At 72.4% G+C, this 23,312-nt stretch carries 20 protein-coding genes, 4 tRNA genes and 1 riboswitch; of the genes, 13 read left to right on the top strand and 11 right to left on the bottom strand.

The window, feature by feature from the left end; genetic code table 11:
• Nucleotides 1-36: 36 nt before the first annotated feature.
• Nucleotides 37-291, top strand: a complete 255-nt coding sequence (locus tag ACFYYR_RS19225) for a hypothetical protein (protein ID WP_388854366.1) — start codon at nucleotides 37-39, stop codon at nucleotides 289-291.
• A gap of 124 nt (nucleotides 292-415) precedes the next feature.
• Here the strand turns inward: ACFYYR_RS19225 and ACFYYR_RS19230 are convergent, their stop codons facing one another.
• Together ACFYYR_RS19230 and bla are read right to left on the bottom strand one after the other, a co-directional pair.
• Nucleotides 416-1,999: a hypothetical protein gene (locus ACFYYR_RS19230; RefSeq protein WP_388854369.1), complete on the bottom strand. Its 1,584-nt coding sequence runs from the start codon at nucleotides 1,997-1,999 to the stop codon at nucleotides 416-418.
• Between the two features lie 321 nt (nucleotides 2,000-2,320).
• Nucleotides 2,321-3,295, bottom strand: a complete 975-nt coding sequence (gene bla, locus ACFYYR_RS19235; protein ID WP_388854373.1) for a class A beta-lactamase — start codon at nucleotides 3,293-3,295, stop codon at nucleotides 2,321-2,323.
• 463 nt (nucleotides 3,296-3,758) lie between these two features.
• Here bla and ACFYYR_RS19240 point away from each other — a divergent pair, with 463 nt between their 5' ends.
• Nucleotides 3,759-4,151 carry a hypothetical protein gene (locus ACFYYR_RS19240; protein ID WP_388854377.1) on the top strand — a complete coding sequence of 131 codons (393 nt, stop codon included), beginning with the start codon at nucleotides 3,759-3,761 and terminating at the stop codon, nucleotides 4,149-4,151.
• 325 nt (nucleotides 4,152-4,476) lie between these two features.
• On the opposite strand, the gene ACFYYR_RS19245 is transcribed toward ACFYYR_RS19240, so the two are convergent.
• The 6 genes from ACFYYR_RS19245 to ACFYYR_RS19270 form a co-directional block, all read right to left on the bottom strand.
• Nucleotides 4,477-4,692 (bottom strand): hypothetical protein, encoded by a 216-nt coding sequence (locus tag ACFYYR_RS19245; RefSeq protein WP_388854380.1) that lies wholly within the window; start codon nucleotides 4,690-4,692, stop codon nucleotides 4,477-4,479.
• Entirely contained in the window at nucleotides 4,671-5,132 is a 462-nt protein-coding gene (locus tag ACFYYR_RS19250) for a hypothetical protein (protein ID WP_388854383.1), read from the bottom strand. Before ACFYYR_RS19250 ends, ACFYYR_RS19245 begins: the two co-directional genes overlap by 22 nt.
• A gap of 384 nt (nucleotides 5,133-5,516) precedes the next feature.
• A tRNA-Phe gene (locus ACFYYR_RS19255) sits at nucleotides 5,517-5,590 on the bottom strand.
• 4 nt (nucleotides 5,591-5,594) lie between these two features.
• Nucleotides 5,595-5,669, bottom strand: a tRNA-Asp gene (locus ACFYYR_RS19260).
• A gap of 38 nt (nucleotides 5,670-5,707) precedes the next feature.
• A tRNA-Glu gene (locus tag ACFYYR_RS19265) sits at nucleotides 5,708-5,780 on the bottom strand.
• A gap of 81 nt (nucleotides 5,781-5,861) precedes the next feature.
• Nucleotides 5,862-7,412 carry a metallophosphoesterase gene (locus tag ACFYYR_RS19270; protein ID WP_388854386.1) on the bottom strand — a complete coding sequence of 517 codons (1,551 nt, stop codon included), beginning with the start codon at nucleotides 7,410-7,412 and terminating at the stop codon, nucleotides 5,862-5,864.
• A gap of 351 nt (nucleotides 7,413-7,763) precedes the next feature.
• On the opposite strand from ACFYYR_RS19270, the gene ACFYYR_RS19275 reads away from it, so the two are divergent.
• The 6 genes from ACFYYR_RS19275 (at nucleotide 7,764) to ACFYYR_RS19300 (ending at nucleotide 13,224) form a co-directional block, all read left to right on the top strand.
• Nucleotides 7,764-8,114, top strand: a complete 351-nt coding sequence (locus ACFYYR_RS19275; RefSeq protein ID WP_351515456.1) for a metallopeptidase family protein — start codon at nucleotides 7,764-7,766, stop codon at nucleotides 8,112-8,114.
• A 284-nt stretch (nucleotides 8,115-8,398) separates the two neighbouring features.
• Nucleotides 8,399-8,887 (top strand): fluoride efflux transporter FluC, encoded by a 489-nt coding sequence (locus tag ACFYYR_RS19280; protein WP_388854519.1) that lies wholly within the window; start codon nucleotides 8,399-8,401, stop codon nucleotides 8,885-8,887.
• Entirely contained in the window at nucleotides 8,884-9,258 is a 375-nt protein-coding gene (gene crcB, locus ACFYYR_RS19285) for a fluoride efflux transporter CrcB (RefSeq protein WP_388854391.1), read from the top strand. Before ACFYYR_RS19280 ends, crcB begins: the two co-directional genes overlap by 4 nt.
• Nucleotides 9,259-9,668: 410 nt before the next feature.
• On the top strand, nucleotides 9,669-10,310 hold the full coding sequence (locus tag ACFYYR_RS19290) for a hypothetical protein (protein WP_388854394.1): 642 nt from the start codon (nucleotides 9,669-9,671) through the stop codon (nucleotides 10,308-10,310).
• A gap of 284 nt (nucleotides 10,311-10,594) precedes the next feature.
• Nucleotides 10,595-12,805 carry a DEAD/DEAH box helicase gene (locus ACFYYR_RS19295; protein WP_388854397.1) on the top strand — a complete coding sequence of 737 codons (2,211 nt, stop codon included), beginning with the start codon at nucleotides 10,595-10,597 and terminating at the stop codon, nucleotides 12,803-12,805.
• Between the two features lie 346 nt (nucleotides 12,806-13,151).
• Nucleotides 13,152-13,224, top strand: a tRNA-Lys gene (locus ACFYYR_RS19300).
• Between the two features lie 396 nt (nucleotides 13,225-13,620).
• On the opposite strand, the gene ACFYYR_RS19305 is transcribed toward ACFYYR_RS19300, so the two are convergent.
• Together ACFYYR_RS19305 and ACFYYR_RS19310 are read right to left on the bottom strand one after the other, a co-directional pair.
• Nucleotides 13,621-14,817 (bottom strand): ABC transporter permease, encoded by a 1,197-nt coding sequence (locus tag ACFYYR_RS19305; RefSeq protein WP_388854400.1) that lies wholly within the window; start codon nucleotides 14,815-14,817, stop codon nucleotides 13,621-13,623.
• Nucleotides 14,817-15,545, bottom strand: coding sequence for an ABC transporter ATP-binding protein (locus ACFYYR_RS19310; RefSeq protein WP_388854403.1), 729 nt, complete (start codon nucleotides 15,543-15,545; stop codon nucleotides 14,817-14,819). Before ACFYYR_RS19310 ends, ACFYYR_RS19305 begins: the two co-directional genes overlap by 1 nt.
• 446 nt (nucleotides 15,546-15,991) lie before the next feature.
• Here ACFYYR_RS19310 and ACFYYR_RS19315 point away from each other — a divergent pair, with 446 nt between their 5' ends.
• The 3 genes from ACFYYR_RS19315 (at nucleotide 15,992) to ACFYYR_RS19325 (ending at nucleotide 18,751) form a co-directional block, all read left to right on the top strand.
• Nucleotides 15,992-16,636: a DNA-binding response regulator gene (locus ACFYYR_RS19315; protein ID WP_388854522.1), complete on the top strand. Its 645-nt coding sequence runs from the start codon at nucleotides 15,992-15,994 to the stop codon at nucleotides 16,634-16,636.
• Nucleotides 16,637-17,007: 371 nt separating this feature from the next.
• Complete coding sequence (locus tag ACFYYR_RS19320; protein ID WP_388854406.1) at nucleotides 17,008-18,255, top strand: cytochrome P450; 1,248 nt, start codon at nucleotides 17,008-17,010, stop codon at nucleotides 18,253-18,255.
• 295 nt (nucleotides 18,256-18,550) lie between these two features.
• Nucleotides 18,551-18,751 carry a hypothetical protein gene (locus ACFYYR_RS19325; RefSeq protein ID WP_388854409.1) on the top strand — a complete coding sequence of 67 codons (201 nt, stop codon included), beginning with the start codon at nucleotides 18,551-18,553 and terminating at the stop codon, nucleotides 18,749-18,751.
• A 92-nt stretch (nucleotides 18,752-18,843) separates the two neighbouring features.
• Here the strand turns inward: ACFYYR_RS19325 and ACFYYR_RS19330 are convergent, their stop codons facing one another.
• Complete coding sequence (locus tag ACFYYR_RS19330; RefSeq protein ID WP_388854412.1) at nucleotides 18,844-20,217, bottom strand: hypothetical protein; 1,374 nt, start codon at nucleotides 20,215-20,217, stop codon at nucleotides 18,844-18,846.
• A 196-nt stretch (nucleotides 20,218-20,413) separates the two neighbouring features.
• Between ACFYYR_RS19330 and ACFYYR_RS19335 the strand changes: the two genes are divergently transcribed.
• Both ACFYYR_RS19335 and ACFYYR_RS19340 read left to right on the top strand, forming a co-directional pair.
• On the top strand, nucleotides 20,414-21,676 hold the full coding sequence (locus ACFYYR_RS19335; protein WP_388854525.1) for a PP2C family protein-serine/threonine phosphatase: 1,263 nt from the start codon (nucleotides 20,414-20,416) through the stop codon (nucleotides 21,674-21,676).
• A 271-nt stretch (nucleotides 21,677-21,947) separates the two neighbouring features.
• A riboswitch (cyclic di-AMP (ydaO/yuaA leader) is annotated at nucleotides 21,948-22,089 on the top strand.
• 11 nt (nucleotides 22,090-22,100) lie between these two features.
• Nucleotides 22,101-23,153 (top strand): M23 family metallopeptidase, encoded by a 1,053-nt coding sequence (locus ACFYYR_RS19340; RefSeq protein ID WP_388854415.1) that lies wholly within the window; start codon nucleotides 22,101-22,103, stop codon nucleotides 23,151-23,153.
• The last annotated feature ends 159 nt before the right edge of the window (nucleotides 23,154-23,312 follow it).

Raw genomic sequence — 23,312 nt, forward strand, 5'->3', positions numbered from 1 at the left:
TGGCGGGGCGGGGATCCCGGGTGGAACGATGGGCCCATGCAGAGTGGATTACGCCGGATCGGCGGAGTGGTGATGGTGCTGGCGGGGGTCGCCGTTGCGTCCTGGCTGGTGTTCGGCCCTCCCCATGACTGGGAGGGGACCATGCGGTGGGTGCGCTGGGCTCTCGGGGCCATGAGTCTGGGGATCATCCGGGGCGGGGTGCACCTGATCTTCCCCGAGAAGACCAAGGGCCATGCCCCGGAGGGCGAGGCGGCGGAGCCCGAGCCCGCCGGGCCCGGCCGCAGCGGCTGACGCGGCCCCGTCCGGCCCGCCGGTGGCCCGGCTTCCGACGCGAGAGCCCCGCTCCTCGGGCGAGGAGCGGGGCTCGCTGCTGTGCGGGTGGTGCCGAGCCGCTGTGCGGGTGGTGCCGAGCGGGTCACTTCACGTCGACGTAGTCCTCGTGGCCGCCGGCGACGAAGTGTCCGCTGTCGGTGTCGAGGAAGACCGGCGCCCAGGTGCCGTCGCGCCGGGCCGTGAAGGCCTTGCGGAAGCTGCCGTCGGGCTTCGTCGTCGTCGTGCCCATCAGGTCCCAGCTCTGGGTGCCCCGCGGGCGGAACAGGACCTGCACCTTCTGCCCGCCGTAGCCCCTCCAGCCCGGCTTCCGCTCCTGCAGGGTGCCCTGCACCGTGAGCTTCCGGCCCTTGCGCACGGGCTCCGGCGAGGCGCCCGCGCCCTTGATCCGCGTCAGGGTGCGGCTCGCGTGGACGGCCGTACTGGTGGTGCCCTCGACGTCCGCGGTTCCGGCGTACTGCAGCCGCCAGTGGCCGTCGGTGTGGCCGGGCAGCTGCTCGGTGAACCGGGAGCCGAAGGAGACGTCGATCGTCCTGCGGGTCGTCCATCCCGCGCGGCCGTCCGGCGAGTACTGGATCCGGACCGGGACCCGTCCGGACGGCTCGTCCCGGCCCGTGATCTTCAGACGTCCGGCGATCTCGAGGCCGACGTTCTTGTCGAGCGAGGCGGAGAAGTCCTCGAACGCCGTCCGGGCCACGACGTCGACCGTCACCGCCGCGGTGGTGGTGCGGTCGATCCACGGGTTGCGCGCGGCGGGGAATCCGACCTGCCAGGTGGCGCGCTCCGTCGCGTACTTGGTGAAGGTGAAACGGCCCGACGGGTCGCTCGTCGCCTCGACCGGGTCGCAGGCGGTGCAGTCCTTCCGGTCCAGCGCCAGCTTGACGCCCGGCAGCGGCTTCCACGCGGAACCACTGCGGTACTGCAGCAGCCCGGAGACGTCCACCTGCTGCCCGAGGTCGACCCGGTGGGAGCTCTTGTCCAGCAGGATCCGGGTCGGCGCGGCCTTCGGGGTGACGGCGATCCAGTCCGCGTGGGCGTACCCGAGGCCGCCCCGGTACGTCGCCGAGGCCCAGCCGCCCTGCTCCAGTTCGTGGGAGACGGAGAAGTGCCCGGCGGCGTCGGTGGTGGCGGTCGCCTCGCCGTTCCGGTCGAGGGAGACCTCGACCGGGGCGTCGGGCAGCGGAGTGGTGTCGCGGGTGACCGGGTCGCGGACCACGAGGTCGCCGGTCGCGGTGACCGTCCGGTCGTCGAGGGTCGGCGCGGTCGGTGTGACGCGGAAGGACGAGAAGACCGGCTGCTTCGCGTAGTGCAGCGTGCCGGCGTCCTTCTTCGTCGTGGTCGCTCCGGAGGCGTCGGTGACCTCCACGTCGATCGCGTAGTCGCCCAGTTCCTTCAGGCGGAGGGGCGCGGAGCTCCAGACCCCCTCGTCCGGGCCGACCCGGTCGCTCTCGGTGAAGCCCTTGACGGTGGCGACCTCGGTGTCGCTGCCCTGGGGCCGTACGTGGGCGGTGACGTCGGTGATCGGTCCGCTGTGATTCAGCCGGACGTCGATGACGGACCAGTCCTTCAGGGAACTGCCGACGTCCTCGATGGCCGGGCCTGCCGCGTACGCCGTGCCGGGCACGACGAGAGCGCTGACGAGCGCGGCCACAGCGGTGGCAGCGCCCATGGTGATGCGTTTCAAGAACCCCCCCGGGTCCACATGCTCACTCGCGCGTCCGCGCGGAGCAGTTGATCGTATCGGGACGTGCGCCGCAACGAGTGCCCGACCCCGACAAAGCAGCAGAAGATCCGACCCGATGGCGCCGTGGAAGAGCCGACCTGACGACGCAGGGAAGACCTGGCGCCGACGACGCGGTGGAAGAGCGGGGCGGCCGGAACGGAAGGGACAGCTGGACGGGAACGGGCGGCCGGAACGCGGGACCCGGTGTGCCGCGTCCGGCTGTCCCGACGGTGTGCGGCAGCCCGCGGACCGCCGCACACCCCGGTGCTACGCCAGCTTGTCGGCGACCACCTCGGCCGCCTGCGCGATCAGGGCGTTGTCGTAGTCGGCGTCCTTCGCGTGGAGGTTCGAGGTGATCGCCACGATGATGGGCGCGCCGTCGGGGCGCCACACCACGGCGATGTCGTTGCGGGCGCCGTAGGTGCTGCCGGCGCCGGTCTTGTCGCCGACCACCCAGCCCTCGGGCACTCCGGCCCGGATGAGTTCGCCCCCGGTGGTGTTGGTCCGCAGCCACTTCGTGAGCTGCGCGCGGTCGCCCTTGTCCAGGAGTCCGCCGAGAACGTACGCGCGCAGGTCCTGGGCCAGCGCCCGGGGCGTGCTCGTGTCACGGGTGTCCCCGGGGGTCCAGTCGTTCAGCTCCGTCTCGCGGCGCTCCATGCGCGTGACGTCGTCGCCCGCCTTCCGGAGCGCGGCCTGCAGGCCCTTGGGGCCGCCGACCGCGTCGAACAGCAGGTTTCCCGCGGTGTTGTCGCTGTAGCGGACGGCGGCGTCGCACAGTTCCTTCAGGGTCATCCCGGTCCTGACGTGCTTCTCGGTCACCGGGGAGTAGTCGACCAGGTCGTCCTTGGAGTACTTGATCACCCGGTCCATCCCGCTCGGCGAGTACTTCCGCAGCACGGCACCGGCGGCGAGCGCCTTGAACGTGGAGGCGTACGCGAACCGCTCGCCGTCCCGGTGGGCCACCTCGCGCCCGGTGCCGGTGTCGACGGCGTAGACCCCCAGCCGCGCGTCGAACTTCCGCTCCAGCTTCCGGAACTCGGCGGCGGAGGACTTCGCGCCGGCCGCCGACCGCACGGCCGCCCCGGTCTTCGCGGCAGGCGCGACGGCCGGTTTCGCGGTCGCGTCGTTCGGCTGCGCGTCTCCCGCGGCCCGGACGCCACCGGACCCGCAGGCCGACAGCGGGACGAGCGCGAGCGTGGCGAGCGCGCCGAGAGCGGTGCGCCGGGCACGGGTGTACTGCATGTTCCAAACCTCCGGGTCGGTCCCCATCGCGCAGGGTGCCTCGCTATTCGAGGACAGTGATTACGCGGCGCCGGTTGCATGCGGGGCGGGAGATTTCGTCCGTTCACGAGAACGTCCGGTGGTGTTGGCGGGGGCGCCGCGGCCCTGCGGCCGCTGCCGGCGGCCACGGCCCTGCTCCGTCGGCGGGCGGCTGCTCCCGCTGCGGGCGGCTGGTTCCCCCGTGCGTGCGGCCACCGGACCTGGTGGACGAGCACGGCCGAAGGGTCCTGGGGCCGGTTCCCGTGCGCGCGGTCACCGGATGGCCGGGAAGCGCGGCCTTCTCATCCCATGGCACCCGTACGCTTCTCCTCTTTCCGCCATTAGCGGGACTTACCTATTCCTGCGACGTACTTTCCGCTTCGTCCGGTCACCCATGTCACGGTGCCGGCCCCGCCCAGGGGCCCGCGACGAAAGGAAGACACACATGCGTGGAAGGCTCGTCATCGCCGCCGGCGCACTGGCCATGGCTCTGACGCCGGGCACCGGGTGGGCAGCACAGGACAGCGACGTCCAGGCGACCGGTTCCCACCGTGCCGATGCGTCCGTTTCCCGCGATGACTCCCGCGCCGGCCAGGGAGTGCCCGGATACGAGCTGGTCAGGCTGCCCAACGCCAATGTCCCGAACTTCCAGCGGCGCACGGTGTACTGCCCCGCGGGCAAGAAGGCCCTCGGCGGCGGCGCCGAGGCGCGGGGCAACAGCGCCATCCTCGTCGGCAGCTTCCCCACCGATGACGGAAGGGGCTGGATCGGACTGGGCCGGCAGACCACCACGGACAACGTGGGCATCAGCGTCTTCGTCATCTGCGCCAACGTCTGACCGGCACGGCGCCATGGCGCGGCGCAGCTGTCCGGGCCGGGCCCTTCACGGCGCCGTCCGCGTGACAAGTCGTCCGCGTGGCAAGCCGTCCGCGTGACAAGTCGTATGTGACAGAAGGCCCCGACGGGTGAACCCGTCGGGGCCTTTCGCTGTTCAGTGGCGGTGATGCCGCGGTCCGGACCGTACCGGCGGTGCTCCGCTTCTCCGGCGGGCGGGCCGAGTGGCTCCGCCCGTGGCGCGTGAGGAGCGGCACCGGCAGACGCTCAAGTGCCCGTCTGCGGGACGCTGTTCGCGGACGGTGCGGTCAGGGGCGGCCGAGAAGGCCTCATGACGCCTCCCCGCGGGTGCGCACGTAGCGCCACCCGAAGTAGAGCGCCCCCAGCGCTCCCCCGACGGCACCGGCCCCGCACATGACCGTCGCCCAGGAGGCCATGTCCTGTGTGATCCACAGCAGGCTCACCACGACCAGCGCCAGGGAGAACAGGAATCGCTCTCCATGGCGCGGGTTGCGGGGACCCGTCAGTCCCGGGTGTTGGTGCACGTGTAGGTAACGCCCTTCATGCGGATGTCCCGCCACCCGATGAGGGGAGCGATGTCGGTGCCGCCGCCACCGCCGCCGCCATCCTTTTTCCGGCAGTAGTAGCCGAGCGCATCGAGCTTTCCGAGGTCACTCTTCGCCTGGTAATTCCTGTACGACCTCATCATGGCCGCTCGCTTTTCCGCAGGCGTGGCGTTCTTCGCCTTTGTGTAGGCGTAGCACCCGACGCTGGCGCCGATGCCCACCCACGACGCGCCCTTGGCCAGGGCCTTGGAGAGGCCTGCCGCGCCACTGCCGATCCCGAGAACCGCGCAGATCTCGTCGGCTCCGGCAGCGTTGACCTGCGCCTGAGTCGCCGCCCGCGAGACTGCCGCATCCCCGTCGCGCTCCGCCGGAGCCGCATTCGCGGTCTGTGCGCCAATGCCGAACATGGTGCCGGTCATGGCGAAAGCGATAAGCGTGGATATCCCTTTGCTTCGTACGGTCACGAAGTCGACCCCCGAATTCCCCGTCTTGATCATTACGAGAAGGACGCTACCAGCGCCGCTATATGCATGCAATGGCTATTTACTTTTTCTGGCGCCTCTTTGACGGGGTGGCGTCGGGAATCGGAATAATCCTGCAAAATTCCATTTGTCGGGCGTCTGGTGCTGGATGCCGGGCGGCGGGGCCGTGGGTGGCCGGGGCGGCCGGGGAGGGTGTCGGTGGTGCGGAGCGGCCCGGCGCCGCCGTCTGCTGTCGCGGACATGAACGCGGACATGAACGCGGACATGAAAATGCCCCCTCCGAAGATCTTCGGAGGGGGCATCTGCCCGGATGGGCTGCGGTGGCTGGGGCCGGGGTCGAACCGGCGACCTTCCGCTTTTCAGGCGGACGCTCGTACCAACTGAGCTACCCAGCCGCAGCGGTCCTGACGGGATTTGAACCCGCGGCCTCCACCTTGACAGGGTGGCGAGCACTCCAAACTGCTCCACAGGACCAAGCTCGTGCGAGCACTAGTCTCGCACAGGGTGTTGCGTGCCCCCAACGGGATTCGAACCCGTGCTACCGCCTTGAAAGGGCGGCGTCCTGGGCCACTAGACGATGAGGGCTGATGGCCCACCTGGGCGCCTCTCGGCGCCTCGGGGACGTGAGAAGCATATGGGATGGGGGGAGCGATCGCCAAAACGGTTTCACGAAGCCGAGGGCGAGGGGGTGGCTCCGGGGGAGTTCTCGGCCGGCAGATGGCGGCTGACCTCGGCCGTCGACAGCCCCAGACCGCCCAGGGTGATCTCGTCCCAGGCCTGGAGCCGGCGGGTGTCCCGGTCCAGGTAGAGGACCGAGGCCTGCACCGGGTCCGGTTCGGCGTCGTCCACCGCGCGCAGCCCGCTGCCGCCCGTGGTGCCCTGGATCATCAGCCGGGTGCCGTGCCGCAGCACCTCGTTGCTGCGCTGGTGGACATGCCCGGCCAGCGCCAGCGGCACCGTGCCGTCGGTCTCCGCCGCGGCGACGGGATGGTGGGCGACGGCGATGTCCACCGGCCGTCCGACGGCCTTCTGCAGCCGCAGGGCCGACGCCAGCTCCCGGCCGGCCCGCGTCTCGGCCGGGTCGCCGGCGGCGACGACCGACCGGTCGGGGGTGAACTGCGGGTCGCCGACGCCCGCGATCAGCAGCCCGGCGACCCGGACCGGCCTGCTGTCGTCCAGGACACGCACGCCCTTGCGCCCCGCCATCGACTTCTGGGTGGCGGCGGAGTCGTGGTTGCCGCGCACCCAGACGTACGGGGCGCCGAGGCCGGAGACGGGGTCGAGGAAACCGTTCTCCGCCGCGCTGCCGTGGTCCATCGTGTCCCCGGAGTCGATGATCACGTCGATCTCGTACTGATCGACCAGCGACGCGATGATGTGCCAGGCCGCCGGGTTGAGGTGGATGTCGGAGACGTGCAGCACGCGCACCGTCGTGGGGTCCGGCCGGTAGACGGGGAGGGTCGAGGTGACGTCGTAGAGCTTGGTCACATTGGTCACCAGCCGGGCCAACTCCCGCTGGTAGACGTCGAAGTCGCTGACGATGCTGCGGGCGTTGCCGACCACGCTGGGCGCGCCGGCCAGCAGGCCGGAGAACTTCGGCTCCAGCACCGCCTGCGGATTCCAGGTCGCGTACGCCGCGCCGCCGGACACCGCGAGCAGGCCCAGCGCCAGCCCGCCCGCGGCCAGCGCCCGCCGCGGCCGCCGGTAGACGGCCAGGCCGAGGGCGGTCGCGCCGGAGACGACCGCGACGCAGGAGCGCAGGGCCAGATCGGAGGTGCCGGCGGTGACGTCGCGGGTGACCTCGTCCTGGAGGCCGGAGATCCGCTCGGGATGGTCGACGAGGGCCCGGGAGCGGGCCGGGTCGAGCTGGTCGACGTCGACGTCGAGCCGTATCGGGGCGGTGTGGCTGCGGAGTTCGAGCGAACCGAGCGGCGAGACGTTCACCTTGGTGCCGCCGGTGAAGGACGGCCGCAGCGTCATCCGGGTGTCCATCGGGCCCACGGGGGTGCGGACGCTGCCGACGATCAGCAGCCCCAGCCACGCCCCGAGGAGCACGACCGCGGTCAGGCCGGCCGCCCGGGCGAGCGGGGACGGCTGAGGGGCGAGGGAGGCGACGGGGACTTCGCGGCCGGGCCCGGCGAGCCGGCGCCAGGGGCTCGCCGGGCTCGCGCCCAGGGCGCGCAGGGGATGGGGCGACCGTACGGGTTCGCGATCCATTGGGGCCGTATGCCCGTGCGCCAGGGCCGGTATGCGGGGGCACGGGAGCGCCGGAGGCGCGGCGGCGGCGCGGCGGCGGCGCCCCGGCACGGCCGCGGGCCCTGCCCCGGTCGGTCCGGGCCTGTCGTTGCTCCGGCGCGGGCCCGGACGGAGCGGGGCGGGGAGGAGGACCGGGCCCGGATGACGTGCCGACGGTGTTCGGGACGGGTGCCGGCGCGTGCGGATCGCCGCGGCCGAGGACGTGCCGGGCGCTGCCGGGCGCCCGGTTCCGCGGGGCCGTGACGGCGGCTCGCCGGGCCGGGGCGCTCCGGACCGCCTCGGTCCGGGGCTTCGTGGCGGAGAATGAGCAGCGTGCTGGAGATGACGCGCGAGGAGTTCGAGGAACTGGTCGCCGAGGCGCTGGACCGGATTCCGCCGGAGCTGACGCGGCTGATGGACAACGTCGCGGTGTTCGTCGAGGACGAGCCGCCGGCGGACGACCCGGAGCTGCTCGGGCTGTACGAGGGGACGCCGCTCACCGACCGCGGCGAGTGGTACGCGGGCGTGCTGCCGGACCGGATCACGATCTACCGGGGGCCCACACTGCGGATGTGCACCAGCCGTGAGGAGGTCGTCTCGGAGACCGAGGTGACGGTCGTGCACGAGATCGCCCACCACTTCGGCATCGACGACGAGCGGCTGCACGCCCTGGGCTACGGGTGAGCGCGGAGGGGGCCGGGGAGCGCCGGCGGCGGGGCGAACCGGCCGACGGCGGTGACCGGGCCGGGAACGGTGACCGGGCCGGCAACGGTGACCGGGCCGGCAACGGTGACCGGGCCGGCACCGGCGAACCGTCGTACGGCTCGTACGGCGGTGACCGGGCCGGCACCGGCGCGGCACCGGAGGCGTCGAGCGGAGAGCCGGAGCCGTCGGCGCACGCGCACCGGGACGGGCCGCGGCATCGGCCGCCGGGTGCGACCGCCGTCTCCGCGCCGCTCCGGGAGCCGGTGGACCCCGATGTCGATCTGCACATTCCCGCGGACCGCGCCGAAGCCGTCGGCCACCACCTGTGGACGGTGGTCGCGGCGGTCGCCGCGGGCGGCGTCATCGGGGCCTGCGCCCGGTACGGGGCGTCCCTGGTCTGGCCGGTGGCGGCAGGAACGTTCCCGTGGACGACGTTCGGGGTCAACGTCGTCGGCTGCGCGCTGATCGGTGTGCTGATGGTGCTCGTGGTGGAGACCCGGGAGGCACATCCGCTCGTCAGGCCCTTCCTCGGCACGGGGGTGCTGGGCGGCTTCACCACGTTCTCGGCCTATGCCGTGGACCTCGTGGAGCTGCTCGACCGCGGGCGGGCCGTAACAGCGGCCGGGTACGCGGCCGGAACGCTGGGCGCGGCGCTCGGCGGCGTGGGCGCGGCCGCGGCCCTGACGCGGGCGGCCGTCCGGCGGCGCACGGCCCCGGGCGTCCCCGCCGGGAACGGGGGCGGGAGCCGGTGAACTGGCTGCTCGTGGCCGTGGGCGCGGCCGTCGGCGCGCCGCTGCGCTACCTCGTGGACCGGGCGGTGCAGGCCCGGCACGAGTCGGTGTTCCCGTGGGGCACGTACGTCGTCAACATGGGCGGTTCGCTGGTGCTGGGGGCGGTGACGGGCGCGGTGGCGGCCGGTGCCGCCTCGTCACGGGTGCAGCTGCTGCTGGGGACGGGACTGTGCGGCGCGCTGACGACGTACTCGACGTTCTCCTACGAGTCGCTGCGGCTGGGCGAGCGGGGGCATGCGCTCGCGGCCGCGGCGAACGTCGTCGGGTCGGTGGTGGTGGGGCTGGGCGCCGCCGCTCTCGGGCGGGCGCTCGCGGAGGGGCTGCTGGGCTGAGCGGCTGCCGAGCCGAGTGATGCTCCCGGCCTGCCCGGCCGAGCGGTTCGCCTCGCGGCCGGGCCCGGGGCCGGGATCGCGATGGTGTGCCGGCTGCGGACCCGGCTCCGGCCGCACCGCATGGCCCGGCGCCACGGGACGGCGCCTTGGGCCACGGGCCGTCGCCCCGTGGCGGGAAGTGCGTGGCGGGAAGTGCGCGGCGTGGCGTGCGGGACGGGGCGTGCGGGACGGGGCGTGCGGGACGGGGCGTGCGGGACGGGGCGTGCGTGACGGGGCCGCGCTGCTCGGTGTGCCGCCCTGCGCGGGGCCGGGCATGGGCGCGTGTCCTGGGCCGGGCCGCGTGTCCTGGGCCGGGGAAGGGGAGTTGAACAGAGCGTCCCTGCCACGCCGCACCCCGGAGGTGCCCGCGCATGCGCCTGTTCACCGCCCGTCTCCCGGACCGCCCGCTGCCCGCCGCCCCGCCCTCTCTCGTGCGGGCGGCAGCCGCCGCGCTGGCCGTCGCGGCCGCCGCCGGCGGGGCCACCGGCTGCATGAACGTGAGCGACCCCGAGGAGCCGGAGCCGGCCCGGAAGGCGGCCGAGCGGGGCAAGGCGACCAAGCCCGACGGCCGGGTGGCGGCGACGACCGGCAGCTTCGGCGGCGGCCGGGTGGCCGGGCACGCGGAGCACGGTGCGGCGGACGGCAAGCGCCGGGCACAGGGCGGCGAGCACCGGACCGGGCCGGGGGCCCGGCGGGACGCGGGGGCGCGGCGCGAGCCGGCGCGGCACGGCCGGTCCGACCGGCCCGGGCGGACGGAGCGGCCGGGCCCGGTCACCCGGCCACCGACGCCGTCCCGGCCACCGGGCGGCTCCACGGCACCGGCGTCCCCCACGCCGACGCCGTCGCAGGCCTCCCCCACGCCGGAGCCCCAGCCCTCCACGCCCACCTCCGCGCCGACGACCGCGCAGCCCAGCGGCTCCGGCACACCGCTCCCGCCGGGAGTCCCGGACACGGCGGCCCAGTGGGCACCGACCGGGTCGGCACCGCAGGCGGCGCCGGCCCAGCGGTACTGAACCGCGGCGCCCGAGGTACTGCCCTCCGGCGGTCCGGAAGAGCGCCGGAACGAGCGCGATTTCCGCCCGCTGACCGGCGATTTGCTTTGGGGGTCACCCGGTGCGTATGGTGGCAGATCGTTTGATCCCATTTGCCTGGCGCCACGATGACCTCTCGCCGAGAGGCCCAAGAGCGCCCCGTGGCGCGTTCCTGTTCCTGGCCGTGGCTGACCGCATCGAGGCGGTCGTATGCGATTCACGGAGTCTGGGCACGTGCCGAGACTTCGGAAGGTTTTGCATTTCGCATGTCCATTTCTGCTACTGACCAGGCCGTCATGCCCGCAGACGACGAGATCGTCGAGGCGCCGGAGCAGGAAGCGGCCGAGCAGGCCGCCGAGGCTCCCACGGTCACGTTCGGGGACCTCGGTCTGCCCGAGCAGGTCGTCCGCAAGCTCGCCCAGAACGGCGTCACCACGCCCTTCCCGATCCAGGCCGCGACCATCCCGGACGCCCTGGCCGGTCAGGACATCCTCGGCCGCGGCCGCACCGGCTCCGGCAAGACCCTCTCCTTCGGCCTCCCGCTGCTGACGCAGCTCGCCGGCGGCACCACCGAGAAGAAGCGCCCCCGCGGCGTCATCCTCACCCCGACCCGTGAGCTCGCGATGCAGGTCGCCGACGCGCTCCAGCCGTACGGCGACGTGCTCGGGCTCAAGATCAAGGTCGTCTGCGGCGGCACCTCGATGGGCAATCAGATCTACGCCCTGGAGCGCGGGGTCGACATCCTCGTCGCCACCCCGGGCCGGCTGCGCGACCTGATCAACCGGGGCGCCGCCTCGCTCGACAAGGTCCAGATCGCCGTCCTCGACGAGGCCGACCAGATGGCCGACCTGGGCTTCCTGCCCGAGGTCACCGAGCTGCTCGACCTGGTGCCGACCGGCGGCCAGCGGATGCTGTTCTCCGCGACGCTGGAGAACGAGATCGACACCCTGGTCAAGCGCTACCTGTCCGACCCGGTCACCCACGAGGTCGACCCGTCGGCCGGCGCCGTGTCGACGATGACCCACCACGTGCTGGTCGTGAAGCCGAAGGACAAGGCCCCGGTCACCGCCGCCATCGCCGCCCGCAAGGGCCGGACCATCATCTTCGTCCGCACCCAGATGGGCGCCGACCGCGTCGCGGAGCAGCTCATCGACTCCGGTGTGCGGGCCGACGCCCTGCACGGCGGCATGACCCAGGGCGCGCGGACCCGGACGCTGGCCGACTTCAAGGACGGGTACGTCAACGTGCTCGTCGCCACCGACGTCGCCGCGCGCGGTATCCACGTCGACGGCATCGACCTGGTGCTGAACGTCGACCCGGCCGGCGACCACAAGGACTACCTGCACCGCTCCGGCCGTACGGCCCGTGCCGGCCAGTCCGGCACCGTGGTCTCCCTGGCCCTGCCGCACCAGCGCAAGCAGATCTTCCGGCTGATGGAGGACGCGGGCGTCGACGCCTCGCGCCACATCGTCGGCGGTTCGGGCGCCTTCGACGAGGACGTGGCCCGGATCACCGGGGCGCGTTCGCTCACCGAGGTGCAGGCCGAGTCGGCCTCGAACTCCGCCAAGCAGGCCGAGCGCGACGTGCAGGAGCTGACCCGCGAGCTGGAGAAGGTCCAGCGGCGCGCCGCGGAGCTGCGCGAGGAGGCCGACCGGCTGCTGGCGCGGGCGGCGCGGGAGCGCGGCGAGGACCCGCAGGCCGCGGTCGCCGCCGCGGCCGAGGCCGCCGCGGAGGAGCAGGCGCAGGACGCCATGGAGACCGCGTTCGTGCCGGCCCAGGCCGAGCGCCCGGCCGAGCCGGCCCCCTCCGCCGAGCGCCGTGACGACCGCCGGGACGAGCGGGGCAACTTCGAGCGCCGGGACCGCCGTGACGAGCGTCCCTCCGGTGGTTTCCGCCGTGACGACCGTCGTGACGACCGGTCGGGTGGCTACCGTTCGGGTGGTGACCGTCCGTTCAACCGTGACCGTCGCGACGACCGTTCCTCGGGCGGCTTCCGTCGGGACGAGCGTCCCTCCGGTGGTTTCCGCCGTGACGACCGCCGTGACGACCGCCGTGACGACCGGTCGGGTGGCTACCGTTCGGGTGGTGACCGTCCGTTCAACCGTGACCGCCGTGACGACCGTCCCTCGGGCGGCTTCCGCCGCGACGACCGCCGTGACGACCGGTCGGGTGGCCGTTCCTTCGAGCGTCGTGACGACCGGTCCGGCGGCTACCGTTCCGGTGGTGGTGACCGTCCGTTCAACCGTGACCGTCGCGACGACCGCCCCTCGGGCGGCTTCCGCCGTGACGACCGGCCTTCCGGCGGCTACCGTTCCGGTGGTGGCGACCGTCCGTTCAACCGTGACCGCCGCGACGACCGCCCGTCCGCCGGCGGCCACCGCTCCGGTGACCGCCCGCACGGCCGTCGCAGCACCGGCACGGGGACCGGTTCCTTCGGGCGCCGCGACGACAAGCCCCGCTGGAAGCGCAACGGCTGACACAGGGCTTTGATCGAGGCCGTTCCGGATGCTCCGCCAGGCGTCCGGGACGGCCTTTCTCGTCCGCCCGCCCGTCCCGCCTCGCATGGTGGGCGGCTCGGTGCAGGCCCGCCCCCGGATCGTGAAGGGCCGGCTCACGAACGCCTGGCCTTCGCGAACCGGTACTCAGGGGCTCCCCGGCGGGTCGGGTGCGCGCGGGTGAGCCGCGACAGCCGTCCGTACCGATGCCGCTCCGGCGCCGGTTCCGCCGCCCGCGACGGGCACCGGGCCGCCGGACGGAGGAGCGGAGCGGATACCCGATCGGCTGCGCCGTTCGGTGCAGCTATGCTCGGGGGAGCACGATCGCGGGCCGTTAGCTCAATTGGCAGAGCAGTGGACTTTTAATCCATTGGTTGTGGGTTCGAGTCCCACACGGCCTACCGGTGGCAGCGCGAGGAAGCCCCTCGTACCTGCTGCGTTGCGCCTCGACTGGCTTCGGCCGGTCGAGGCGCTTCGTCCTTCGAGCCCGTGGGCGCGAGCGGATGCTCCAGAACCCGTCGCTGTGGCGGTGGTCTCAGGGCACGGGCGTCCCGCGCCGTGGCGGCCCTCATGGGGCTTCTTTCCTCCCGAAGCAGCTTGGATCTGCACGACTGATGCCGGTGTGGCCACTGAGTGGTGCAGCCTTCCCTTGAGCGTTCGGGGCTCCACCGCGCGTGTGGTCATGCCATGGAGATCTGAGGCCGACCGTGCAGGCGGGCGGTGAGCCCGTGCGGTGCTCGATGCTGCGTGAAGGGGATCCCGCCCACGCGGGCGGGATCCTCTTCACGGACGGGCTTCTAACTGTGAGCGCGGGCAGTGAGGTAGGGATCCCGACGCAAGGCTTCGCGACTGCCCAGCAGAGTGCCGACAGCCAGGCCCAGCACAGGCAGCAGCAGTGCGGCGGCCGCCCAAGCCGGTCCCGGCAGGGCGTCGGTGACCGAGATGGGCAAACCGAGCACGTCACTCAGCGGGGCCGCTGTTGCTGCTGAGAGCCCAGTGCCGACGAGGACACCGACGAGGCCTGCCACGGTGCCGGTCAGTACGGCTTCGCCCAGGAGGATGCGACGGAGCTCGGGGCGGCCCGATCCGAGGATCCGAAGGACTGCGAACTGGCTGAGGCGCGACCGGGCGCTGTCGCCGGCCCGTACAGCACCCAGTCCGATCGCGGCGAGGGCCAGGACTACGACACCCGTACGCATGGCCATGTCGGCGGCACCGAACAGTCCCGGTAGCTGCCGGACACGGTCGGATACCGGCGAAGCAGAGAAACCGGCCGCCTGCAAGGCTTTGGTGGCCCCGGGAACCTGCTTCTGATGGCTGACCACGACAGTCGCCGATTGTGCGCCGTCCTTGGCGCGGAAGAGCTCCAGCTGCTGGCCGGCACGCGCTGCTGCCAATCGTGCGGCAGTCTCCTCGGACACGTAGGCGACGCCTGGTCCGTCGACCTGCCAGCTGGGGTCGTACAGGGCGACGATCTCCAGCTTCATGAGAGCCGTGGAACCGGAGTCGGCTCCGGTGGCTTTTGTGTATCCGAACGTGACGGACTGGCCGAGGGAGCTGGTGAAATCGGTACCCTGAGCGTGAGCCGGGAGCACAACCTGGTTCCTGCCGAGCTGAGATGGAATCTTGCCCTCGACCACTGGCAGATCTGTTCCGGGAGAGAGCGTGTGGCTGGAGAGGTCGTAGGTTCCTTCCTCCTCCGCGTACAGCGTGGACGAGTAGTCAGCAACCACTTCGCTGACGCCGGAAACCTTGGTTGCATCTTTGAGGGCTGAGGTCGTGAGCGGACGAACCGAGGATTCGCCCTCAAAGGAGGACAGTTCGATCTGGGTGAGCCCTCCGGATCTCAAGATGTCCCTTTCGATGGTCTCGGTGGCGCCTGCGGCGACTCCGGCGGTGGCCGTCAGCAGAGTGGCCAGGAGAGTCAGCGTGGGCAGCGCCCTGCGCAGGGAGCGCCCGTCGCGCCTCCAGGTGTAGAGGCTCCAACGGCTCATCACTGGTTCTCCTTTGCGTCCGAACGGGTCATCCTTCGTTGTGCTGGGCCCGCTGCTGGCCCTTGGAACGTCGTGAGCACGCCGTCGTCGAGTGCATAGCGTTGGTCGCACCCTTCCGCTACTGCGACGTCGTGCGTCACCAGCAGCACGGCAGCTCCTTGACCGCTGCTGGTACGCAGAGCCTCCATCACTGCAGCGGCCGTCTTGGGGTCGAGACCGGAGGTGGGTTCGTCGGCCAGGATGAGTGCCGGCTGCTTCACTGCTGCCCGGGCTACGGCAATCCGCTGGCGTTGGCCACCCGAGAGTTCAGTAACCGGAGTGTTGGCCAGCTGCTCCAGTCCAAGGGCATCGAGAATGGTGTGTGCCGCAGACCGGTGCTGGGTGAGACGAGGACCGTAGGCTGCTGCAACATTCTCCCAGGCGTTGAGGAACGGAAGCAGCCCCAAATCCTGGAGCACGATTCCGATGGAGCGCTTGCGCAGCTGGTCCCGGTCAGCTGCGCCCAGACTCCTGGTATCGACTCCCTTGATGTGCAGGGTGCCTGCCGTGGGGGACAGGATGAGACCTAACAGGGCGAGCAGAGTGCTCTTGCCGGCACCGGAGGGGCCCTGCACCGCCGCCATGGTTCCCGGCTGAAGGCTGACATCGGCCGACTTCAGTCCGCCACCGGACCGGTAACTGAATGCCAGGCCACTCGCGGCCACTGCGGGCGGGGAGTCCGTACTCATGCGTTGTGCATCATTCTGTGTGAATGTGCTTGGTCCACCACCAGCATTCCGACCAGTCCTGTGGTCGGCAGAGCCTTCTTCACTTATGCACTCCCCGTGTTGAGTTGTGGTTGACGGGCCTCGGTATAGGCCTCTGCGGCGCAGCCCGCTCCCCCTGACAGCAACTGATCCTGCCGAGTCGGTGGACTGGCGCCAACCCCCCCAAGTGTCGGTCGAATTGGCTGATGTGTGGCGATTTGGCCACCCATCTGGGTATTTGGGTTCAACTATGCTCTCCGGATAACTGATCGGGGGGCATGTTGATACGCACAGTGATCTGTGGTGAGTCGCAAAATTCCTGTTCCTGGTTGCGCAGTGCTCTCGACGCCGAGTCCGACATCGATGTTGTTGCCGTGAGCACCGTGGACCGAGCACACGTCGTTGGCCGACGCGCGTCAGCGGACGTGATGCTGCTAGCCGGTGAACTGCAGGACCGGGCAGCCCTGCTCCAACTGGACACCGTTTGCCGGGCGCTTCCTCGGACGTCGGTGGTCGTCCTCAGTAATCGCGTCTCTCGCAGCGGCATATGTGCAGCTCTGCGCGTCGGTGCGCGCGGTTTCCTGGGAAGGAACGTTCCTGCTGGGCAGGTGGTTCAGGCGGTGCGGACCGTGGCCGAAGGGGCCGTGGCGTTATGCCACGGGGCAGCGCAGAGCCTTGGGCGGGATGCGGGCGCGGGCGTGGCGAAAGAGCCGACGGGCGAACCGTTGCCCCATGGGCTGACGGCTCGGGAGTGCGATGTTCTGCGCTTGCTCGCACGCGGAATGACCAATCGCGGTATCGCAGCGCAGATGATGCTGAGCCCTCACACGGTGAAGGAGCACGTCAGCGCCATTTGCGTGAAGCTGGGAGCAAGTAATCGTGTGGACGCCGCCGTCCGGGCATCACGGGCGGGTGTTCTGGGCGGCGACGTGGCCACCCCTCAGTTGTCACCGGTTCGGATGTCTCATCGTGGTTCTCGGGTCGTCGGGCCCCCGGGCGCGGCCGAGGGCCGGGTGCGTTGCGAGCGGCCCTCGGTTGCGGCAACAGCGAGCGACGAGGCCGTATCGGGGTAGGTGGAGGCAAAGCCCCGTCGGCGCCGGGGAACACATGGCGCCGCGTGCGAGAGCCTTCCGACGGATTTTCGCCCCCCAGGGGCAGGCCGATGGGACCGTCCGGCGGGACACACCCGACGGGGCCGGATCCGAGGGCGCGGGTCGGCCGGATACTTCCGGCGAGTGGTTCCGGCGGATCAAGCTCCGGATAGAGAACTGGTGTTCTGGGTAAGGCAGTTGGGGATCCCCTGGGTTCGCGCCCACGGTGCCCGCCCCCGTTCGTACCGCCCCTGCCCGAGCCCGCCTCCTCAGCCCGTACCGCTCCGTGCCGTCCCGCCTCCGTACGGGACCCGGGCTCGGGGAGCAGGCCGGAGACACCCCCTGGAGACCGGATGCAGCACCAGTCGTGCCCCGTCGTCATCGATCCCTCCGGCCGTGACATCCACGGCGAGGCGGCCAGGATCCGGGAACAGGGGCCGGTGGCCCCGGTGGAGCTCCCCGGCGGGATCCGGGCATGGGCGGTGAGCGAGCACAGCGTCCTCAAGGAGCTGCTGACCGACCCGCGGGTCTCGAAGGATCCGCGCCGCCACTGGCCGCTGTGGATCAACGGGGAGATCACCCCCGAGTGGCCGCTGTTCACCTGGGTCGCGGTGACGAACATGTTCACCGCCTACGGGGCCGAACACCGGCGGCTCCGGAAGCTGGTCTCCGCCGCCTTCACCGCGCGCCGCACCGCCGCCCTGCGCCCCAGGATCGAGGCGATGACCGCCGAGCTGCTCGACGGCCTCGCCGCCACCCGCCCGGGAGACACCGTCGACCTGCGCGAGGCGTACTGCTATCCGATACCGATCCAGGTGATCTCCGAGCTCTTCGGCGTCTCCGATCCGGTGATGCGTACGGAGCTCCGGCGCCTGGTGGACAGCATCTTCAACACCGCGGCGACGGCGGAGGAGGCGGCGGCGACCTTCCAGAGCGTGCGCACCGTCCTCGCCGGGCTCGTGGCGGTCAAGCGGAAGGAGCCGGGCGACGACCTGACCAGCGTGCTGATCGCGGCGCGGGAGGAGGACGGCTCGCGGCTGACCGAGGCCGAGCTCGTCGACACCCTGCTGCTGATGATCAGCGCCGGTCACGAGACCACCGTCAACCTGCTCGACAACGCGATCCACGCGCTGCTCACCCGTCCCGACCAGCTCGCCCTGGTCCGCGCGGGCGGCGCGAGCTGGAGTGATGTGATCGAGGAGACGATGCGCGCCGAGGCCCCGGTGGCGAGCCTGCCGCTGCGGTACGCCGTCGAGGACATCGACGCCGGCGGGGTGACCGTCCGCAAGGGGGACGCGATCCTCGCCGCCTACGCCGCGGCGGGGCGCAACCCCGCCTCGCACGGCGCGGACGCCGACCGCTTCGACGTCACCCGGGCGGACAAGGAGCACCTCGCCTTCGGGTACGGCGCACACCACTGCCTGGGGGCGCCGCTGGCCCGCCTGGAGGCGGAGATCGCGCTGCCCGCCCTCTTCTCCCGCTTCCCGGATCTGGCGCTGGCCGTCCCGGCGGATGACCTGGAGCCGGTGGAGTCGTTCATCTCCAACGGCCACCGGAGCCTTCCCGTCCGGCTGGCGTCGGCGGTTCCGGTGGGCGGCTGACCGGCGGCGCCCCGGTGGGCCGGCCGAGAGGCGCGTACGGCGGCGCCCCGGTGGGCCGACCGGCCCGCGCGGTCGGCGGCGCCGGGCGCCGGGCGGTCGGCGGATGGCTTCCGCAGGCTTGTCCCTGCCCGGTGTCCCGCTGTACGCACAGGCCCGGCCCGGACCCTGCCCGGCCTCCGTTCGCCCGTTGCCCGGCCCGGACCCCGGACGCCCCCGCCCGGCCCGGCTTCCACCGCGCCCACCGGGGCGCCCGCGGCCGTTGCCGCCCCCCGCCCGGGTGCCGTTTCATGGCTCCATGGCAGCCATGGACGACGAGGCGCGGGCGGGGATCGGGCCCGGGCCGGAGCAGCCGGAGCGGCCGCAGCCGGCCGCCTCGGACGAGGGCGGGGAAGCCGCCTGTCTGCTGCACCGGGTCTGCACCGAGTGCGGGCGGATGAACGAGCGGGCCGGTGCGGTGCGCTGCGAGGCCTGCGGCGCGCCGCTTCCGACGGAATGAGCCGCTGAGGAGCCGGTCAGGTCGCGGACGCGGGACGCGCTCAGCCCGTCCCGCCGTTCAGCCTCGGCGGCACCGGACCTCGCACGACGCCCTCAGAACCCTCCGCCACCGAAATCGCCGCCCCCGAAGCCGCCGAAGCCTCCGCCGTCCCCGCCGCCGAAGTCGCCCGAGTTGAAGTCGCCTCCGGAGTAGTCGCCGCCGCTCCAGCCGTCCCCGAGGCCGTCCGCCCCGTACGCGTACGGCGCATTGAGCATGCTGCCCAGCAGCGTGCCCACCAGCAGCCCGGGGAGGATGCCGCCGCCGAAGTAGCCGTAGGCCCACGGGCTGTAGAGCGGCCCGGCCTCCCAGTACGGCCGCCGGCCGGAGGGGGTGTCCACGGTGCGGCCCATCGGCTCCTCGCCGTCCGCGATGCGGGCGGCGTCCGCGGCGCACACCGGCACGCTCCGCTCGCCCGCGCCCTCGGGCGCCCACTGCACGTCCTGGACCGAGGGGCCGTGGCGCGGATCGAAGAAGCACGGGGGACGGCGGTCCGGGAGCGGCTGCCCGTCCCGTCGGGCCTCCAGCGTGGTCAGCGCGAACCGCCCGTCGTCCAGCGCCTGGGTCACGCCCCGGACGTCGTCCGGCCGCCGGGCGCCGTCCATCGCGCGCTTCGCCCGGTCGTAGCAGTCCAGCGCGCGGGCGTAGTCCTCGCGCATCGCGTCGTCCGTCGCCGGGGCGGACGGGTCGAAGTCGATCCGTTCGAGCTCCTCGCCGAACGCGGTGATGTCCTCGTCGACCACCGGACGGAGCGTGGCCAGCTGCACCCGCTCCCGCTCGGCCCGGCGCTTCTTCCCGCGGCGGGACACCAGGAACACGGTGGTGCCGGCGACCGCGAGGAGGATGCCGAACGTGACCGCCAGGCCCGCGCCGCCGACCTTGTTGTAGCCGGTCGAGGTGCCCGTGTCGGTGTTCGAGCCGCCGCTCCACGAGTCGGGGGCGTGGCCGTTCGCCTGCTCGATGGCCTGGTCGACGAAGCCGGTGACCGTGGCCTTGACGTTGCCGTCGCCGGAGCGGGCCGCGGCGCCGGTGAGGTTGTCGACCGTGTTGCGCGACATCACAGAGGAGTCGGCGCCGGCGTCGAACCGGTCGCCCAGCGCGACCGCGTAGACACCGGTGATGCCGGTCTTGGTCCGCAGGTCCTGCAGCAGGGTCGACGAGGGGAACTCGGAGGTGGCGGGGAGCACGGCGACGAAGACCGGCTTGTCCGCCTTCTTGATCTTGTCCGCCAGGGCATTGGCGTCCGCGGGAGGCAGCTGGGACGCGGCCCGGGGGTCGACGTAGACGGGGCCCTGTTTCAGGGCCGCGGCGGCGCTGTCCAGTCCGTCCGCGGCCCGCGCGCCGGGAGCCATCACGGCCACCAGCACCAGAGCGGCGGCCAACAGCGCCAGCACCGGCCAGCAGGCCGTGCGGCGTACTGCGCTCTTCATACTTACGACGCTAACCCCAAAGGCGGAATAATGGGCTCTTCAGGCATACCGGATATAACGGATGGGGTGTGGGTGGCCCGGTGCCCATCACCTGGCGTACGCCGATTCGCCGTCCGGCCGGTCACCGGTGAGCCTGAGGGGGCGGTGCCGTACCGCTCCCGCGCCGCGCATGGACGGTAGGAGACACGAGGTGGGGATGCGAGTCGGGGGATCTGGCCGCACGGGCCGCGGGCTCCGCGGCAGGGCTCGGGCCCAGCGCGGGCGCGACGACGACCGCCTCGCAGGCCGGTCCCTGATCGCCCGCTGGATGCCCGCGCTGCTGATCATCGGCGGGCTGACCTTCGACCTCTCGACCCCGGCCCGGTTCACCGGCTCCCCCTTCTTCTCGGCCGCGCCGCTGGTGGCCGCTCCGTTCTTCTCGCTGCGGGCCACGGCCGCGGCGGGGGTCGCCGCCGGGGGAGCGGTCGTCGCCCTGCACCTCTACAACGGCGACGCGGGCGCCATCGAGTCGGTGACCGAGCTGGTCACCGTGCTGACCGTCGCCCTGCTCGCACTGTTCATCAACCGGGTGGTGCGGCGCGGGGACCGGCAGCTGGCGTCGGCCCGCAGCATCGCCGAGGCGGTCCAGCTCGCCGTCCTGCCGACGCCCGACGAGCGCATCGGCGGCTTCCAGGTCGCCGCCCGGTACGAGGCGGCGCTGGCCGACGCCCGGATCGGCGGCGACCTCTACGCGGTGCAGCAGACCCCGCACGGGGTCCGCCTGATCGTGGGCGACGTCCGGGGGAAGGGGCTGGGGGCCGTCGCGGCGGTCGCCGTGGTCATCGGCGCCTTCCGGGAGGCGGCGGAGGAGGAACCGGATCTGGTGGAGGTCGCCGCCCGGCTCGAACGGGCGCTGGCCCGCGAGGCGCGCGGCGAGGACCTGGACCGGTTCGAGGGCTTCACCACCGCGGTGCTGGCGGAGGTGGGCGCCGCGCGCCCCTCCGCCACCGACGGGGTGCCGCCCGAGGGCACGCTGCGCGTCCTCAACCGCGGCCACCCGGCGCCGCTGCTGCTCTCCGCCGACGGCTCGGTGTGCGGGGTCGAGCCGCGGGTGGCCTCGCTCCCGCTCGGGATGGGGGATCTGGGGGCCTGGCCGGAGCAGATCGACACCTTCGACTTCCCGCGCGGGTCGACCCTGCTGCTGTTCACCGACGGCGTGACCGAGGCCCGGGACGAGAAGGGCGTCTTCTACGACCCGGCGCAGCGGCTCGACGGCCGGCTGTTCTCCGGGCCCGACGCCCTCCTCGACGCGCTCGTCGAGGACGTGGCCCGGCACACCGGGGGTGAGCCGGCGGACGACATGGCGCTGCTGGCGGTCAGCCGGCCGGGGCGGCGGCAGCCGGAGCGCCGGCGGACCGTGGGGCTGACCCGCGGCGCGGGCGAGGGCCGGGCCGCCGCCCCGGCACCCTACGGTCCGTGACCGGAATGCATCACTTCGCATAACAAGTGACGCACGATCAGCCGGAACGTGTTTCGCGGAGTGGATCAACTCGCCCCTGTTGGGCGGCACATGTCCGGATTGCTCCCGCCTCAATCTGTTAACGATCAACGAGAACCGCTTGGAATCCAGCCCCGGCCCTATTAACGTTCGATAACGCAGCGCGGTCGTCCCAGCCGTCACAAGAGACGGCACCGTGCGCCATCGCCGAATCCCGCACACACAGCACCACCCCGCAGGGCCTGCACCACCGGACACACCAGCACCACCTGCACCCAGGGAACCGGGGAACCAACACCTTGGGGTGAATCGGGCGTCTCTCCCAGAGGGGTCCGTAGGAGACCTTCCTGCTCCGAACCCGTCAGCTAACCCGGTAGGCGAGAAGGAAGGAAAGGAGTGCGCCCGCGTGGCGTCCAACAGGCCTGCCCCCGAATCCCCGTACACACCCCAGAGTTTCGATCCCGGATTCGGTGAGGAACCCCCGGCCGCAGCGGGTGACTGGAACCCGACCGAGGAATCCGTCGCCCCGATACGCGGCCGGCACCGCGTCGTCAAGCAGCGCGGTGGCGGCATGGCCCGCAGTGGCGCCGTTCTCGGCGTGGGCGTCTTCGCCGCCGTCGGCGCGGGCGGCATGGCCAGTGCGCAGGAGAAGCCGCCGGTCTCCATCTCCATGCCGGACCTCTCCCACGTCTCGGAGAAGCTTCCCGACGCCGCCTCCCTGCCCGGCATCGGCTCCCTGGTCGCGGACGACGCGGACCAGGCCCCGGTCGCCGTCGCCTCCGCCTCCCCGCTGAGCGACGCCGGGCTCACCGAGGAGGAGGCCGCCGACGGCACCGGCGCGGGCGAGGCGCTGCGCGCCCGCATCATGCGCCAGGCCGAGCAGCAGCAGACCGCCGCCGAGAAGGCCGAGCGCGCGGCCGCGGAGAAGGCCGCCGCGGAGAAGGCCGCCGAGCAGGCCGAGCAGGCCGAGCGGAAGCAGGCCGCGGCCGCCGCCGCGAAGAAGAAGGCCGCGGAGGAAGCGGCACGCAAGAAGGCCGAGGCCGAGCGGGTGGCGAAGCTCGCCAAGGAGTTCACCGTCCCGGTCTCCTCCTACACCCTCACCTCCAGCTTCGGGCAGGCCGGCGACCTCTGGTCCAACGACCACACCGGCCAGGACTTCGCGGCCCCCACCGGCACCCCCGCCAAGGCGGTCCACGGCGGCACCATCACCCAGGCCGGCTGGGCCGGGGCGTACGGCTACCGGATCGTGCTCACCCTCGACGACGGCACCGAGGTCTGGTACTGCCACCTCTCCTCGATGACGAAGACCTCCGGCAAGGTGACCACGGGCGAGACCATCGGCCGCGTCGGCGCCACCGGCAACGTCACCGGTCCCCACCTCCACCTCGAGGTCCGTCCCGACGGCGGCTCCCCGATCGACCCGGCCTCCTGGCTGCGGGACCGCGGCCTCTCCATCTGACGGCCGCTCCCGCCACCGGCGCCCGCCGCCGCATCCTCCGACAGCCCTGGTGACGTCCCCCCGACACCAGGGCTGTCGGCCTGTCCGCGGCGCCCCGGCGCAGCCGCCCGCGGAACGACAACAGCCTCCCCCGTACCGCGGTTGGCGACGGAATAGGCC

The sequence above is a fragment of the Streptomyces sp. NPDC001922 genome (assembly GCF_042891165.1).
In the GTDB taxonomy this organism is placed as follows: domain Bacteria; phylum Actinomycetota; class Actinomycetes; order Streptomycetales; family Streptomycetaceae; genus Streptomyces.